The 13,295-nt window shown below is 39.1% G+C and carries 12 protein-coding genes; 3 read left to right on the top strand and 9 right to left on the bottom strand.

All coding sequences use genetic code 11. The annotated features are described in order from the left end of the window. Positions 1 to 240 precede the first annotated feature (240 nt). From ACFIMS_RS07710 to ACFIMS_RS07670, 9 genes are all read right to left on the bottom strand, one after another. On the bottom strand, positions 241 to 294 hold the full coding sequence (locus ACFIMS_RS07710; protein ID WP_375638870.1) for a hypothetical protein: 54 nt from the start codon (positions 292 to 294) through the stop codon (positions 241 to 243). A gap of 26 nt (positions 295 to 320) precedes the next feature. Beyond that, positions 321 to 659: a hypothetical protein gene (locus ACFIMS_RS07705; RefSeq protein ID WP_375638868.1), complete on the bottom strand. Its 339-nt coding sequence runs from the start codon at positions 657 to 659 to the stop codon at positions 321 to 323. 287 nt (positions 660 to 946) lie between these two features. Continuing rightward, positions 947 to 2,101: an MFS transporter gene (locus ACFIMS_RS07700; protein ID WP_375627878.1), complete on the bottom strand. Its 1,155-nt coding sequence runs from the start codon at positions 2,099 to 2,101 to the stop codon at positions 947 to 949. Positions 2,102 to 2,632: 531 nt separating this feature from the next. After that, entirely contained in the window at positions 2,633 to 3,871 is a 1,239-nt protein-coding gene (locus ACFIMS_RS07695) for a DUF2087 domain-containing protein (protein WP_375696573.1), read from the bottom strand. A 10-nt stretch (positions 3,872 to 3,881) separates the two neighbouring features. After that, complete coding sequence (locus ACFIMS_RS07690) at positions 3,882 to 4,556, bottom strand: hypothetical protein (protein WP_375616924.1); 675 nt, start codon at positions 4,554 to 4,556, stop codon at positions 3,882 to 3,884. A gap of 198 nt (positions 4,557 to 4,754) precedes the next feature. Continuing rightward, the gene (locus ACFIMS_RS07685) at positions 4,755 to 5,948 is read right to left on the bottom strand and encodes an MFS transporter (protein ID WP_375696572.1); all 1,194 of its coding nucleotides are present in this window, start codon (positions 5,946 to 5,948) and stop codon (positions 4,755 to 4,757) included. Beyond that, a complete protein-coding gene (locus ACFIMS_RS07680) occupies positions 5,945 to 7,075 on the bottom strand; it encodes a hypothetical protein (RefSeq protein ID WP_375696571.1) in 1,131 nt (376 codons plus the stop codon). The genes ACFIMS_RS07685 and ACFIMS_RS07680 overlap by 4 nt, the downstream gene beginning before the upstream one ends. Positions 7,076 to 7,198: 123 nt before the next feature. After that, positions 7,199 to 7,348 (bottom strand): hypothetical protein, encoded by a 150-nt coding sequence (locus tag ACFIMS_RS07675; protein WP_375612575.1) that lies wholly within the window; start codon positions 7,346 to 7,348, stop codon positions 7,199 to 7,201. Positions 7,349 to 7,653: 305 nt separating this feature from the next. Beyond that, complete coding sequence (locus ACFIMS_RS07670) at positions 7,654 to 8,742, bottom strand: DUF3792 domain-containing protein (protein ID WP_375696570.1); 1,089 nt, start codon at positions 8,740 to 8,742, stop codon at positions 7,654 to 7,656. Positions 8,743 to 9,222: 480 nt separating this feature from the next. On the opposite strand from ACFIMS_RS07670, the gene pyrF reads away from it, so the two are divergent. The 3 genes from pyrF to ACFIMS_RS07655 all read left to right on the top strand — a co-directional run bounded on the left by pyrF (position 9,223) and on the right by ACFIMS_RS07655 (position 13,024). Beyond that, on the top strand, positions 9,223 to 10,068 hold the full coding sequence (gene pyrF / locus ACFIMS_RS07665) for an orotidine-5'-phosphate decarboxylase (protein WP_375675815.1): 846 nt from the start codon (positions 9,223 to 9,225) through the stop codon (positions 10,066 to 10,068). A 349-nt stretch (positions 10,069 to 10,417) separates the two neighbouring features. Then, positions 10,418 to 11,902, top strand: a complete 1,485-nt coding sequence (hisS, locus tag ACFIMS_RS07660) for a histidine--tRNA ligase (RefSeq protein WP_375638515.1) — start codon at positions 10,418 to 10,420, stop codon at positions 11,900 to 11,902. Between the two features lie 588 nt (positions 11,903 to 12,490). Next, positions 12,491 to 13,024, top strand: coding sequence for a replication protein (locus ACFIMS_RS07655; protein ID WP_375613583.1), 534 nt, complete (start codon positions 12,491 to 12,493; stop codon positions 13,022 to 13,024). Positions 13,025 to 13,295 lie beyond the last annotated feature (271 nt).

The raw sequence follows: 13,295 nt of genomic DNA, 5'->3' as shown, positions 1-13,295 counted from the left end.
CTCAGATTCTCTTGGATTTTAATATCATCCCTCCCTTTGTTCTATGTGTACCTGTATATCTTCATCCTCAAAACAATCTGCAACTTTTTGCAACAAAAAACTGTACACAATTCCTTGAACTCCAAACTATCTATACCACTAAATACTAAGGGGGGCGCATAGCTGGCCTAAACTCTCTTTACAGAAAACAAAAAAACAAAACGCTGCATAAGAAAAACTCAAATGCTTGAATTTTTTCTTTCAACGTATGCGCTGATATTTGCTTGCATATCGTCTTAAAAATCCATTTTCCACCAAGATTCGTCTTAATCTCGCAAAATCTAAAGTAAAAAGGCTACATATTTTTTATGTTTCCGTTTCGCGATAGTTTTTCCTATTTGAAATGCTTCTGCAATTTTTGTAAGTATATCTTCTGTTTCTAAATGGTGATCGCTAAAAATTTCCATATTTCGTACATTTTTATCTTCTAGCGCTTGCCATAATTTATCGATTGCTTGAAATCCCTCTGTTGTGTTTTGAATAAGACCAAGGTTTAAAAGGCGATTAATAGATTTGTGAATGTTTTTGGTCTCTGAATTGACAAGTTTGAGGATATCAGAAAGAATTTTAGCACCAAGTATAATAACAGTATAGACAGCGCGTAGTGTCGGTGAGGTCATGGCAGAAATGAGCAAATTATAAGAAAAATGATTTGGCTGTGTTGCACATGGATATCAATAGAATATTATTCGTGCAGAATGTAGCTACCTTACGCTTGTCTATCTCATAATCCTTTAAGCTATGAGACAATTTGCAACGGCGTTTACAGAGCAATCTTTAGAGACCGTTTTGAGCTTTTTTGCCGCAGAGTGTGTTCAAAATCATAATTGAGTGATTTATGGCGAAGTGTTTTGAGTGCTCTTGTTGTGCCACCGGTTGCAAAAACTATATGTGACATGGAAGCTGCTTATTTTTTCGTTTGCATGAGGCAAAGGCAAGAAGCAAAGGCGGAGGCACCAACAATCATGCAAAAGGTGAAAGCGATATGATTGTTGAAATGGCTGATAATCCATCCACTTGTCCATGAGCCGGCGGCTTGGCCAATATTTGAAATAACAAGAATATAACTGAAAAGAACACTGGCAGAGAGGGATGGGGTTGTTTTCCCTGCTTGATAGTATATTTCTGGAATCATGACAGATTCATAGACACTGTAGGCAATTAATGCAGTCACAGCGGTAAAGACCCCACCCATGAGGAAAAATGAGGAGAAACTTCCCATAAGCCATAATAGGTAGAAAGTTGATTTATCGGAAAGGCTGAGATGTTTATTGATTATTCCTTGCCAGATACAAATACTGATGCCAACAATTGAAAAGAAAATTCCACTATAAGGGGCGAGATTGCTGTCAAATTTACTGAGAAGTGTTGTGGTGGTGATGAAAATTCCCATGAGGAATGCACAAAGCAAAGCCGTGACCAGCAAATAAGCAATAGAACGATTATGTATTATTGTTTTTAAAGAAGAAAGAAGAGCTTTTTTTGTTTTTTTATTCTTTTCAAGAGATAATGTTTTATGCGGGTAATGATAAACAATTTGAATGGATAGAACACAAAGATACAAACCAATGAGTGCAAAAAAAGCCATTAAGAAGGTTGATGCGTTGTATTTTATGGCACTCGTTGCAACAAGAGGGGCGATAACGACAGCAGCATTTTGAAAAAAAGAATAGAGAGTTAATGCGCGTTTAAGAGCATTTTCATTGAGATGTTCTGATAAAATTTCTCTCAAAAATGGCTTTGAAATTGCTTTCGAAAAAGCCATTAAGGTAAAAAAGATCAACCATGCAGAAGGTGTGAGCGATAGGATAATGCACACAAAAGCGCTACTCCTTAAAATAAAGGCGGTAGCCATTAAGAGTTTACGCGAAAATCTTTCTAATAAACCTGTTGTGGTTACCATGAGAATGCTTTCAAGGATTACCGATCCAGCGAGATAAAAAGCAACATTGGCAGCAGTTATGAGAGAAGAGTTTCCAAGCAGAGGGAGTACAAAGAAAAAGGAAAATTCAGAAAGAAAAACTGTGCTATAGATGAAAAAAGGAATTTTATTTTTGCCCATGGAATTTCCATAGAAGTGTTGTTAAATGATCAAAGACATTTTGTTGTATCTTTTGAGGAAGTTTTGCCAGCCCTATTTCTGCTGTGCACATTTCGTTGAAATAGTATCTTTCTTGATTCACTAGCCAGTCCAATGCAAGAATATTGTTTTTTCTACGATGTTTTTAGAAATATCGAGCATGATTTGGATTGAGCAACAACACTGTGCCCGGATGTTCGCGCAACAATCGTAAGATCATTGAGACCTTGATCCTATATCTTCTCCTGATGGTTTTGACTATTTCTAATTCTTTTTGATAACCACCCAATCCTTTTTGATAACCAATTGGCATCCCGCACTCTTGTTCCTCCCCATTGCATCTCTTGCGAAGAGGGCACGCTAATCTCATCTCCATAGATTGTCAACATATGAATGGGATGAATGATTTTGTAACCTTTTAATGAAATTATATTTTTTTAGTGGAAGGTTATTCATTCTCTTGAAATAGAGAAGAAAAACGATAGCGTTCGCTAATCATTTTTCAATTCTCTTTTAGCGCATGCGTTGATATTTTCCTCCATGGCGTTGTAAAAAACCTCTCTCAACAAGAGTGCGTCGTAATCGGGCAAAGTCTATCGTAAAGAGGTTGCATATCTTGGAAACTTCCGTTTCGCTATAGATTTTTTCCTTCTGAAAGGCTTCACCAATTTTTGATAGCATCTCTTCTGTTTCTAAATGGCGGTCGCTTAAATTTTCCCTATTCCGCTCATGTTTATTTTCTAGCATTTTCCACACTGTCTCTTCGGCTTGAAATCCTTCTGTTGTGTTGTGAATAAGTCCGAGATTCAAAAGGCGATTGATGGATTTGTGAATGTTTTTGGCATCTGAATCGACATGTTTGAGGATATCAGTAAGATTTTTTGCACCAAGGATAATGGCGGCATAAACAGTACGCAGTGTCGGTGACGTCATGGCAGAGATCAGTGAATTGCGGGTATTGCGTTTGTGAAGGGTTTCTTTCCCCATGGGCAAAAGATCATTGCGAATGGGCAGTTCATTGATTTCTATGAGTTCTGCTTGTAGCGATTGTGCGCGTACAATTTGTTCGGCAGAGGTGCGTTTGCGAATAATCCCCAGACCACCTTGGCGATATTTGTGGTTTTCGGGGAGTGTTAAAGCCTCATAGGAATTATCAAGCCGGTAGAGAATTTCTTCCCACAAAGGAGTTCTGACGCGTCGAACCCGTTGTTCGCCATTGAGAGCAATTGTTGTTGTTATGGTTGGTTCATGTAGACAAAGATAACCACCCGCGGTGATGTGTTCCCAAACTGTGGTAACAAATCGCACATCATCTGCGGGAGTACCAGCATCAAGCCAAGCAAAATCTATTGGTCCCCAAGATTTGAGCGTTTCATCATCGAGAGAGAAGAAATTCTCATGGATAAATGTTACCATGTCTTTTTCAATACCGTCTTGAAGCAGTTTTTGCCATGCTTCTTCTGCTGATTGACCTTCTACTGTAAAATCATCAATGGTGATAAGCCGAGGTTCATAATTCTCAGGAATTCCTGAAGGGTCAAGCAAAGCTGTTCGTTCTTCCCAAATGGCGGATTCTAGAAGCTTTTTATCCTGTTGCCATGCTTGTTTTGCTTTTTGGAGTGCTCTTGCGATAAAGCGCGTACTATCACCAGCACCGATTTCAATGACTGTGCGTGGTCTTGCCATTTGAATAAGCGCATAAATGAGCTGTGCACTATTTTCTGTTCCCATGCCAGGTCTTATCAGCTGCATCTTTTTATCCTTATAATTTTATCAATCGTAGCATTCCTGCTTTTACAAGAAACTTTATTGAATCCTCTAGCGGGTGTTGAATGTGCATTGGTGTGGTGGCTTGCTTTAAGAGATGTTTTGTTTTTTCATGAAGCCGGATTGTACGCCCATTGAGTTGATTAATGGCAAGACTGCCAAGAGAAGAATCTATGATAATACATGTTGGCTCTCGTAAAAGAGCGGTTGCATCATTTTCTGAAAATGCTTTTTGATCTGTTTCGATGAGACCGTGTTGTAAAAGTGATATCAAAAGACTTCCAGGGGCAAGAAGAGTATCATTGAATTGTATTTCTCTCAGTGATTGGACAAGGCAGCTTTCACGAAGTGCTTCAAATGTGGGAAAGTCGAATCCGCCAAATGTCGCTCCTTTTGTAGAAACAATGGTGATGGGTTGTATTTGCCGTTTGCCAATGAGTGCTGGTTTGTTTTTTATTATTTGTACATCTTTTGCCCATTGAACGCGTGATAAAGGATTGAGTTCACGTGGGTAGACAGCGAAAGAATTGATGGCTATGGGCGGCGTTGGTTTTTGCAATTCAAGTGTGTGGGAGCTCTCATGACAATCATGTCGCATATAGTCTGCCAGTTGCCACACATAGCCGCCTGTTCCATTGTAAAAGTTTAAGCCTATAGGATCTTGTTGCATGATGTTAAACCGGTTTCTATTTTGCTATAAACTAAATTTTGGGAATGGTTGTTAGCTCTTCCACACTCAAGAGTGGTTCATCAAAGTCTTATTGGTTGGTGTGGGGTTGTATGGGAGATACAACGATTTTATCGAGGGGTGATTGTCATGTCCTTTTGTGGTGTATGGTTTGCTTGAGAGCAAAGATAGCAAAGTTCGTTAACCATTATCATATTCCTTTTTTTGCATAGTGCGGTTTATGATAAAACCTAAGATGCCTGTGATCATGGTGGCGATGCCAATGATAAACAGTGTGCTTTGGGTGTGATGCACTTTTACAAAACCGGCTCCTAGAAAGCCAAGGCACACCGCTGTTTGTATGATAAAGATATAGGCAGGCATTTGGTTGTTTCGGTGTTCTTTCTGAATGGCTTTCATCATAAAACTTGCCATCAGAGCATTTTGCACGCCGTTAGCACCCCCAAGGATGAAAAATGACAGCATCATTAACCATACAATATGTGTTAAGGAAAAGCAGAAAATTGCAAAGCCGATGATTACAGCGGCAAGTGATGCTCCAGCGGCATTACCAAAGCGATGAAAAAGGCTGGAGAAACAGAGTGGACCAACCACGAGGCCAAGACTTAACATGCTTGTGATTACCCCATAGGTTTCTGCACTGAAGTACAGCTCAGTGCGGATGCGGACAATCGATAAGACGTTGAGAGCAGAGGTGAGGATGATGGTAATGATGAGGGGAGAAAGAGCATAGACAACATTTTTTTTACGCAAGAGACCCGTTAAATCTAGCCCTTTTTGGCTTTTTTGCGTTGTGTTTGTCGTTTGTGTATGAATTTTAAAACTTTTAAAACAGAAGAGAGTGATAAAGGTAGCAAAAAGAACCATGACTGACAACACAAACAATCCTTTTTGCCCGTTTGATATTCCATACAATACACCTCCTAACAATGGTCCGGCAATATAGCCAAGATTACGGACTGTTTGGATAATGCGGTTGATACGGTCTAATTGCTGATCATTGGTTGCAAATTCTGGGACGGAAACGAGGATAGCAGACCAAAAGAGTGAACCAGCACAACCTAGTGCGAAAGAAAGGGCAATATAAACCCAAAATTGGTTGGCGATTGCAGCTGTGGCTATAAAGAGTGCTTCAAACAATAAAACAATGGGTACTGTTCGCGCTGGTTGGAAGCGATGTAAGAGACGTGGTGCAATGGGGCCTGCACAAATTGCCCCGACAAGCCCTGCAAACAGCAGCATTGAAATAGATGCTGTGCTTTCTGCTAAGTGGAGAGCAAATGTAACTTGTGCTGTTTCATCGGCAAAGCTGCTAAAGCCCAAAACAAGGAAAAGCCCCATTTGGGTAAAAATCATGGATTTTTTCTTTGTCACAATGCTCCCCAACATGCTAAAGCTTTTACAGCTTTTAAAATTTCCTTCTGTGCTGTGTCATGTGGTTTATCATTTAATTTTGCTAGATCTAATTTTTTTCCTGATGAAAGTTGAGAAAGGAAATGTTCTAGATGAGAGCTATACTCAAAACTGGCGCAATGCCCATTTGCTGCGATGAGCAGTTCTTTTGTTTCAGTTAAGGGCACCCATTGCAGGGTTGCAGGTGGGCGAAGAGTGATTTCATTTTCAATTTCGGAGACGTCAACAAGGGGGCGCTTGACACATAAACGTGAACTTGTATCACAAATTAATTGAGAAACCAGCATATGGCGTTTTAAGGTACCATTTGCGATGGCGGAGTTTAGTGCAGAGTGTTGAAAAGCATTATCAGGGTTTAAATTTGCTCTTCCTGATGCGCGGATATCATGTCGCGTTCGATCATCAAGATGGAGTAAATGCGTGACATAATTTTTATGATGTTGTGCATCGTGTGCTGTTTCCCAAAAAGCAATATTGATATTTGCCGCGATATTTTTTCCAGTTTCAGCAACGTGGAAAGCATCATGGGGAAAGTAGGCAACACGGTCTGTACGGTTTTGCAGCGCAATTGCTGTTAATTTATGCGCTTCATATTCAGGATATTTTAGCCCTTGGAGGTCTTCTCGTGTACTGGGCCATGCAAACATTGTTTTGCCATCCTGTAGAGTAAAACCAAAATTATGAGCGTGATCCACATGTATCCCAACATGGGTGGAGGAATATCGGCCGATGAAGCAGTCAATATCTACGCGTCCACCAGGCCTAAAACCTAAAGAATGAGCTAATTGATCTGAAAACTGTTTTGCCACATCCCATAGAACAGGGGTTGCAGCGTATAATCCATAATACATGACCGCCCATTCTTGTCCTTCGGCATATTGGTCAACGCGGGCAGTATATTCTTCTATAGTTCTATCCGTATCTAAAACAAGAAAGTTTGAAAGAGTACGTGGACTCCGCACTCTATTAACCACTGTTACTACTTCGGATTTAGGATTAAGAGCTAAGAGTTTATGAGGATGTAGAGCGTATTGTCTTAAAGCATTCAAAACATCCCTTTCATCGAAAGGGATGTACGAAATTGACAATTCAGCTGCTTGCTTAGCCCAAATTTTTTGAGAAAAGCTCTCTGAAAATAACTGAAACATGCACTTAAATATACTTAATTTTAAAGTTAGATATGTAAATAGATCTGTATCAACAATACATTATTAAACTTCTAACGAACCATTCACATCAAGCTCATTTTGACAAATTTGAGTATCGTTACGCTGTGCATACTTATCAAGCATTATAGTTGGCACAACTTCATCAGCAGCCAATTCAATAACATTTTTTACTTTATTAAGTGAAATATTCATATATTTCCCCCCTTATAGTTGATAGAAAAACAATGATGACCAAAATAAAAAAACTACCACTTATTTCCTCTTAATATGGATTTTATTTTTGTCAAATGTTATGTTGATTGCAAAGAGCATTTTAAATAAGAGGGCTGAATTTTAGAGTGATTAAGAAGAATTTACAAAAAAAGCTGCACTATGCGTGCAGCTTTTTATGTATTTGCTTTAAAGGTAGACAGGTAGATGTTTTAAAGCATGAAAGTGTCCTTACGGCTTCTATAACCATAATAGCCAAAAACACTGGAAATAATGGCGCCTANGTTTTAAAGCATGAAAGTGTCCTTACGGCTTCTATAACCATAATAGCCAAAAACACTGGAAATAATGGCGCCTACCAGACTTCCTAAAAAGCCCCACCACCCCATATTGGAGGCTGTTTTTGTGGCTTTAGTTGCAGTGTTTTTTGCTCCCTTGATTGTATCCTCAAGATTGTCTGAGAGTGTTTCTGCCCGTTCTTCAAGGACTTTGATGGCTTTTTCGGTCTTTTCTTCTGCGCTTTGATAGAGTTGAACAGCATGGTTGGCTGCTGTTTGTGCATCCGAACGGGACATGCCATCTTTTATGAGCGCGTTGATGATATCACTTCGATCAAATTTTGTCGTGAGATCTTCTACACGATCAGACAGGCGCTCACCAAGATTTTTTAAAGTGGTGCGATAGTAAGAAGGATCATTTTTGAAAGCTGTTATCGCAGAACCAATATCATTGAGTGCAGCTTGATAGGTTTGTTTCAAGCGATCAGGGTTGAGAGCAGGAATGTCGCTTTTATTGAGAAGGGTGCGCAATTCACTCCTAAGTTGGTCAAAATTGATATCATTGTCACTATTTTTTGCAAAAAACTGTTCAAGACTTTCGCTGTTTAAGTTTGCAAGTATAGGGGAAATATTGTTTTTTAGGCTATCTACGGTTTGTTGGACCATGGAGCTGTTTTCTAGAGCCGTTTTAGCTCCTATCTTTGCTGTACTAGAAACCACGTGGATGGCTTGGAGGGTCATCAGCAATGTTATGAGAGCCCAAGTGAGAAAGCCATGAAGAATCCCTGAGGTTTCAGCAAAACGTCCAGCGACAAAGCCTCCCAAGGCTAGGCTAATCAGTGTAACGATAACAGAACCCACGCCAAAGGAGAGGAAAGAGCCTTCAAATGGGGTTGAAGAAGTGAAATCCATTTGGCTTAAGCCTAAAGCTGCAACCAGAAAAGAGAGGCAGATTGAGGTGGCAAGAGCCGTCACCAGTCCCGCAAAGATTGCGGACCATGAAATGGGTGTGTGAAAGAGTGAATACTTTTCTTCTAGAGACGTTTCTCCTAGAAAATTCGTCTCAAATGGTGTGTTTTCAGGAATGCGAGTTTCCATGTTTTATCTCCTTGAATATGCTGGAGATACAATGCCTTTTTGCTAATTATGTTCCAAAAGGGATATAGAGCCGCTAAAAAGGAATAGGAAAGATCTAAAGCTAAGATCGAGATCATCATGGTGGGGCATTTTCTTTTGAAACTTTGTTTAAAGCGCGTTCATAGAGAGTTTTTGTTGATCATAAAAAAGGGGGGTGAAAACGACAAGGCATGTCTATAGGGCTTTATGAGGTCATTATAATATAGATGCTGTTTTGTTTATATTCTTTCATAGAATTTGAATTTTTATCTCATGACAATGTTTTGGTTGATAAACATATGATAAGCGTTACGAATGGGAATATATTTATGTTTCATAAATAAAAGCACATTTTGTATAGAGAGCTCTTTCTTTGTGTTTGCGCTATTGTATTCTTTTGACAAATGCTTTTCTTTTTGATTGTATCAAAAAGTTTAAAGAGAGACCTTGTTAGGATATAAAATGTTTCGTTCAACTTTTTTTAAAAATCGTGAAATCTATGGACCTCTTTGTATTGGATTTGATCCGAGCCATAAAGTTTTGCAATCGTGGAAACTAAGCTTTGATTATAAAGGTCTAAAAGATTTTTGTGATATTCTCTTAACAGCAGTTGTTGGTAAAGTAGGTATTATAAAGCCGCAAGTCGCATTTTTTGAATTATATGGTGTGGAAGGTCTTCAAGCTCTCAAAGAACTGATTGAAAATGCACACGAACAAGGCATATTGGTTCTGGCGGATGCAAAAAGGGGGGATATTGGCTCTACTGCTGAAGCCTATGGTAAGGCTTGGCTTGGTCCAAGTAGTGCGTTCAAGGTGGATGCCATGACAGTTAATCCTTTTTTGGGTTTTGATGCTCTTATTCCTCTGATAAAGGTTGCAGAAGAAACAGGAGCAGGGGTTTTTGTGGTTGTTCAGTCTTCTAATCCAGAGGGGAAACAAATACGAAATGCGCTTATTGGTGATCAGACACTCTCTCTTCATCTTGCACAGTGTATTTGTGATTATAATAGTCATTCTTCGGTTATTCATCATAATATTGGCCCCATAGGTGCGGTTATAGGAGCGACATTAGGATCTGAATCAAAAGACACAATCGAGCAGTTAAAAAATAGTCTGTTTCTCGTTCCGGGTATTGGCGCTCAAGGTGGAACAATGACACAACTAGCAAATCAATTTCCACAAAGACTTTGGCAGAATGTTATTCCCTCTGTATCACGCTCTATTACAGATGCTGGACGAAATATTGTTGATTTAAAAAATGTTATCAATCATTTTGCAGAACAAGCGCAAAGCACACTGATGTCTTGAGGATTTTTGCATCTGTAATAAATCTGAAGAATTCTGAAAGGGAGGGGTTTTGAGGGGGATGCTTCCGATTTATCAAGAATCAACTGTCGCTTTGAGGTTTCTTTCAACAAGCACAGATGTCTTTTCATTGAATGTTAAGCGGGCATTTCATGTTGAGCGGGAGGCTATGTTCCTATTGAAAGTACAAATATTTTCAGTAGATTGCCTTAAGGGTAAAGGTTTGCATCTTTTAAAAGCAAAAGCTTATGCATATTGTTACCAGTTTTCAGTTGATAAAGTTATTGCAGCGTTTGTTTCTATAAGATAGACACACGTTATCGGTGAATATATATTGTTGTTAGAGAAAAATATGTTATCAAAACAAGAAAAAACCAAAGCCCGTTTACCCCGTGGGTTTGTTGATCGTACAAGTGCACAGTTGTATGCAACTGAAACAATGATTGCGCAAATTCGTGAAGTTTATGAACTTTATGGTTTTGAAGCACTGGAAACACCAATTTTTGAATATACAGATGTGCTGGGTAAGTTTTTACCGGATTCAGATCGTCCAAATGCGGGCGTTTTTTCGCTACAAGATGATGATGAGCAATGGATGTCTTTGCGCTATGATCTTACCGCGCCTCTTGCTCGTTATTTTGCCGAGAATTTTGAAGTTTTGCCAAAGCCTTATCGCAGTTATCGTCTTGGCTTTGTTTTTCGCAATGAAAAACCAGGTCCAGGGCGGTTTCGGCAATTTATGCAGTTTGATGCGGATATTGTTGGAACACCAACGGTAGCGGCTGATGCCGAAATTTGCATGATGGCAGCCGATAGTTTGGAAAAATTAGGGTTTCAGCATCATGAATATGCCATTCGTCTGAATAACCGAAAAATTCTCGATTGTGTTTTAGAGAAAATTGGTTTGGGGGGAAATGAGCAGGCTGAAAAGCGCTTAACTGTCTTAAGAGCAATTGATAAACTGGATAAATTTGGTTCTGAAGGGGTGCGTTTGCTTTTGGGAAAAGGGCGTTTGGATGAAAGTGGTGACTTTACAAAAGGGGCGGAGCTTAAGGAAAAAGAGATTGAGTGTATTCTTACCTTAACTGCTGTTGGAGCTGAAACAGCAGAAGAAACGCTTGAGGCTCTTAAAGAAGTGGTTGGTGATCATGTTCAAGGGCGTGAGGGAATTCGTGAGCTTGAGGAAATGCAAGCAATTTTTGCCGCAAATGGCTTTCAGAATCGTATCAAGATTGATCCATCGGTGGTGCGTGGACTGGATTATTATACAGGTCCTGTCTTTGAGGCTACGTTGCTGTTTGATGTTTTCAATGATGATGGGCAGAAAGTTGTTTTTGGCTCCGTTGGTGGTGGTGGGCGCTATGATGGATTGGTGGCACGCTTTCGTGGTGAAAATATTCCGGCAACAGGTTTTTCAATCGGGGTCTCACGCTTGATCGCTGCTTTGCAAAATCTTGAAAAGTTGCCTATGAAGGAGACAACAGGGCCGGTTGTGGTGCTGATGATGGATAAAGAGCCAGAGGCGGTTGCTGGTTATCAAAAAATGGTGATGCAGTTGCGTGGTGCGGGAATTCGTGCTGAGCTCTATTTGGGGGCATCGGGGATAAAAGCGCAGATGAAATATGCAGATCGACGCCAAGCGCCTTGTGTGGTTATCCAAGGCTCACAAGAACGTGAGAGCGGAAAAATACAGATTAAAGATTTGATTGAAGGGGCGCGTTTGTCTCATGAAATTAAGGATAATCAAACATGGCGTGAAAGTCGACCAGCACAAGTGACGGTTGATGAAGATCAATTGGTCAAAACAGTACAGGATATTTTAGCCGCCCAAAAATGATAATGGTAAAAGTCTTTATCGAAGTGATTGTTCGAAATATTTTGGAAATTTGAAATTCAATTTTTAAAATTTGTGCTTTGCTCGTTTATACGTGTTGGTGCACGCGTTCAAAAGCGGGGTTTTGAAGTGCGTGCGGCATAAAAGAGAGATTTTTAAGAGATAAATAAGCACTATTTGCTATAAAACGTGCCCTTCTGAGGATGCGATGATAATGCGTTAAAATGAGCAAAAAAATTGTAACGAACAAAAACTCTGAGAAAATTAAAAGGTTTCACGCAACGCTTTCCCAAAAGTTTATAAAAATATTGACAAGTTCATATTGGCTTCATCTTTGAATTCTCATCTATGAGTATCAAATCCTTTGATGTTCTCTTCTTAGACATTACAAAATTTAGCCTTATTGCAAAAGGAGGAAGAACTAGAGCGTTTTATCCTAAAAGACTTTTTAAGCTTCAAAAAACAATGGAATGACTTAAATCGAACAATTTTTTACAGGAGCATGTTTGGATGAATTGTAAGCTGCCATAATGGTAACTTACTGATAATATGCATTTTTCATAAAGTCAATTCTTTAACGGAGAAATGAAAATGGTCCAATATGATTTTACTCTGCTCTATGAACGAAATCCCTTTATTCTTGAAAGACCTGAGAATATTGGAAAATCATTTAAACTTCCTCCTTCAAATTTCGGATTTGAAGATCTTCCGCAAATTACCTTTTCAGGCGCCTCGTCGTGTCGGCGTATGATTTTTGGGTTATCATTTAGTGGTATGAAAGCATTTTTTGTGATGTTGTGGCAGGTAGGGAAAATGTTAGATGAGGGGGATGATGTGGATTTATGGTTTGATCAGATAACATTGGATCATGATATTCTTGAAGAATTTTTGACTTGCGATCTTTCAATTCAAGAACCAGAATATCTTAATTTTGAAAGTTTTAAAGAAGGTATCAAAGAATTAGAAAAGAATAAAATTGTAGCGAAGGGGACAAAAAAAGATTGTTATTTCATCAATCCAGATATTTTTGGTCTTCCTGAATGTGATGAAGATTTTGAGTTCGATGAAGAGGAAGAGATAGAAGCACACTTTACGGTAGAATACCCGAATAAACAACTCCTTTAATCGTTTTTCTCTTAGAGAAAAATAAAGGCTTAGAATAAATGGCTATGAGAACAGCAATGAGTCTGTTTAGGGTATGTGAATTGGAATGTTTGCGGGATCTGTTTTGATTTAATATTCTCCATGAATGGTTCTTTATGCAGAGCGGTTTTTATGCCATATTTTCTTCTTTTTATGAGACATAAGTTAATTTGAACTGTGCACCTCTTCAAACAAATGTTTGATCTGTATTTTCTTTCTTGGTACTTTTGTGAACTTTGCAGTAATGATGTTC

It is taken from the genome of Bartonella sp. AP331QHHD (genome assembly GCF_042195905.1).
Lineage (GTDB): Bacteria > Pseudomonadota > Alphaproteobacteria > Rhizobiales > Rhizobiaceae > Bartonella.
The sequence above is the reverse complement of the archived record's forward strand: the minus strand, read 5'-3'. Positions and strand labels throughout refer to the sequence as shown.

Coding starts and splice junctions, on each gene's coding strand:
- ACFIMS_RS07705 (WP_375638868.1), bottom strand. CDS start 659: ATGACCTCACCGACACTACGCGCTGTCTATACTGTTATTATACTTGGT.
- ACFIMS_RS07700 (WP_375627878.1), bottom strand. CDS start 2,101: ATGGGCAAAAATAAAATTCCTTTTTTCATCTATAGCACAGTTTTTCTT.
- ACFIMS_RS07695 (WP_375696573.1), bottom strand. CDS start 3,871: ATGCAGCTGATAAGACCTGGCATGGGAACAGAAAATAGTGCACAGCTC.
- ACFIMS_RS07690 (WP_375616924.1), bottom strand. CDS start 4,556: ATGCAACAAGATCCTATAGGCTTAAACTTTTACAATGGAACAGGCGGC.
- ACFIMS_RS07675 (WP_375612575.1), bottom strand. CDS start 7,348: ATGAATATTTCACTTAATAAAGTAAAAAATGTTATTGAATTGGCTGCT.
- ACFIMS_RS07670 (WP_375696570.1), bottom strand. CDS start 8,742: ATGGAAACTCGCATTCCTGAAAACACACCATTTGAGACGAATTTTCTA.
- pyrF (WP_375675815.1), top strand. CDS start 9,223: ATGTTTCGTTCAACTTTTTTTAAAAATCGTGAAATCTATGGACCTCTT.
- hisS (WP_375638515.1), top strand. CDS start 10,418: ATGTTATCAAAACAAGAAAAAACCAAAGCCCGTTTACCCCGTGGGTTT.
- ACFIMS_RS07655 (WP_375613583.1), top strand. CDS start 12,491: ATGGTCCAATATGATTTTACTCTGCTCTATGAACGAAATCCCTTTATT.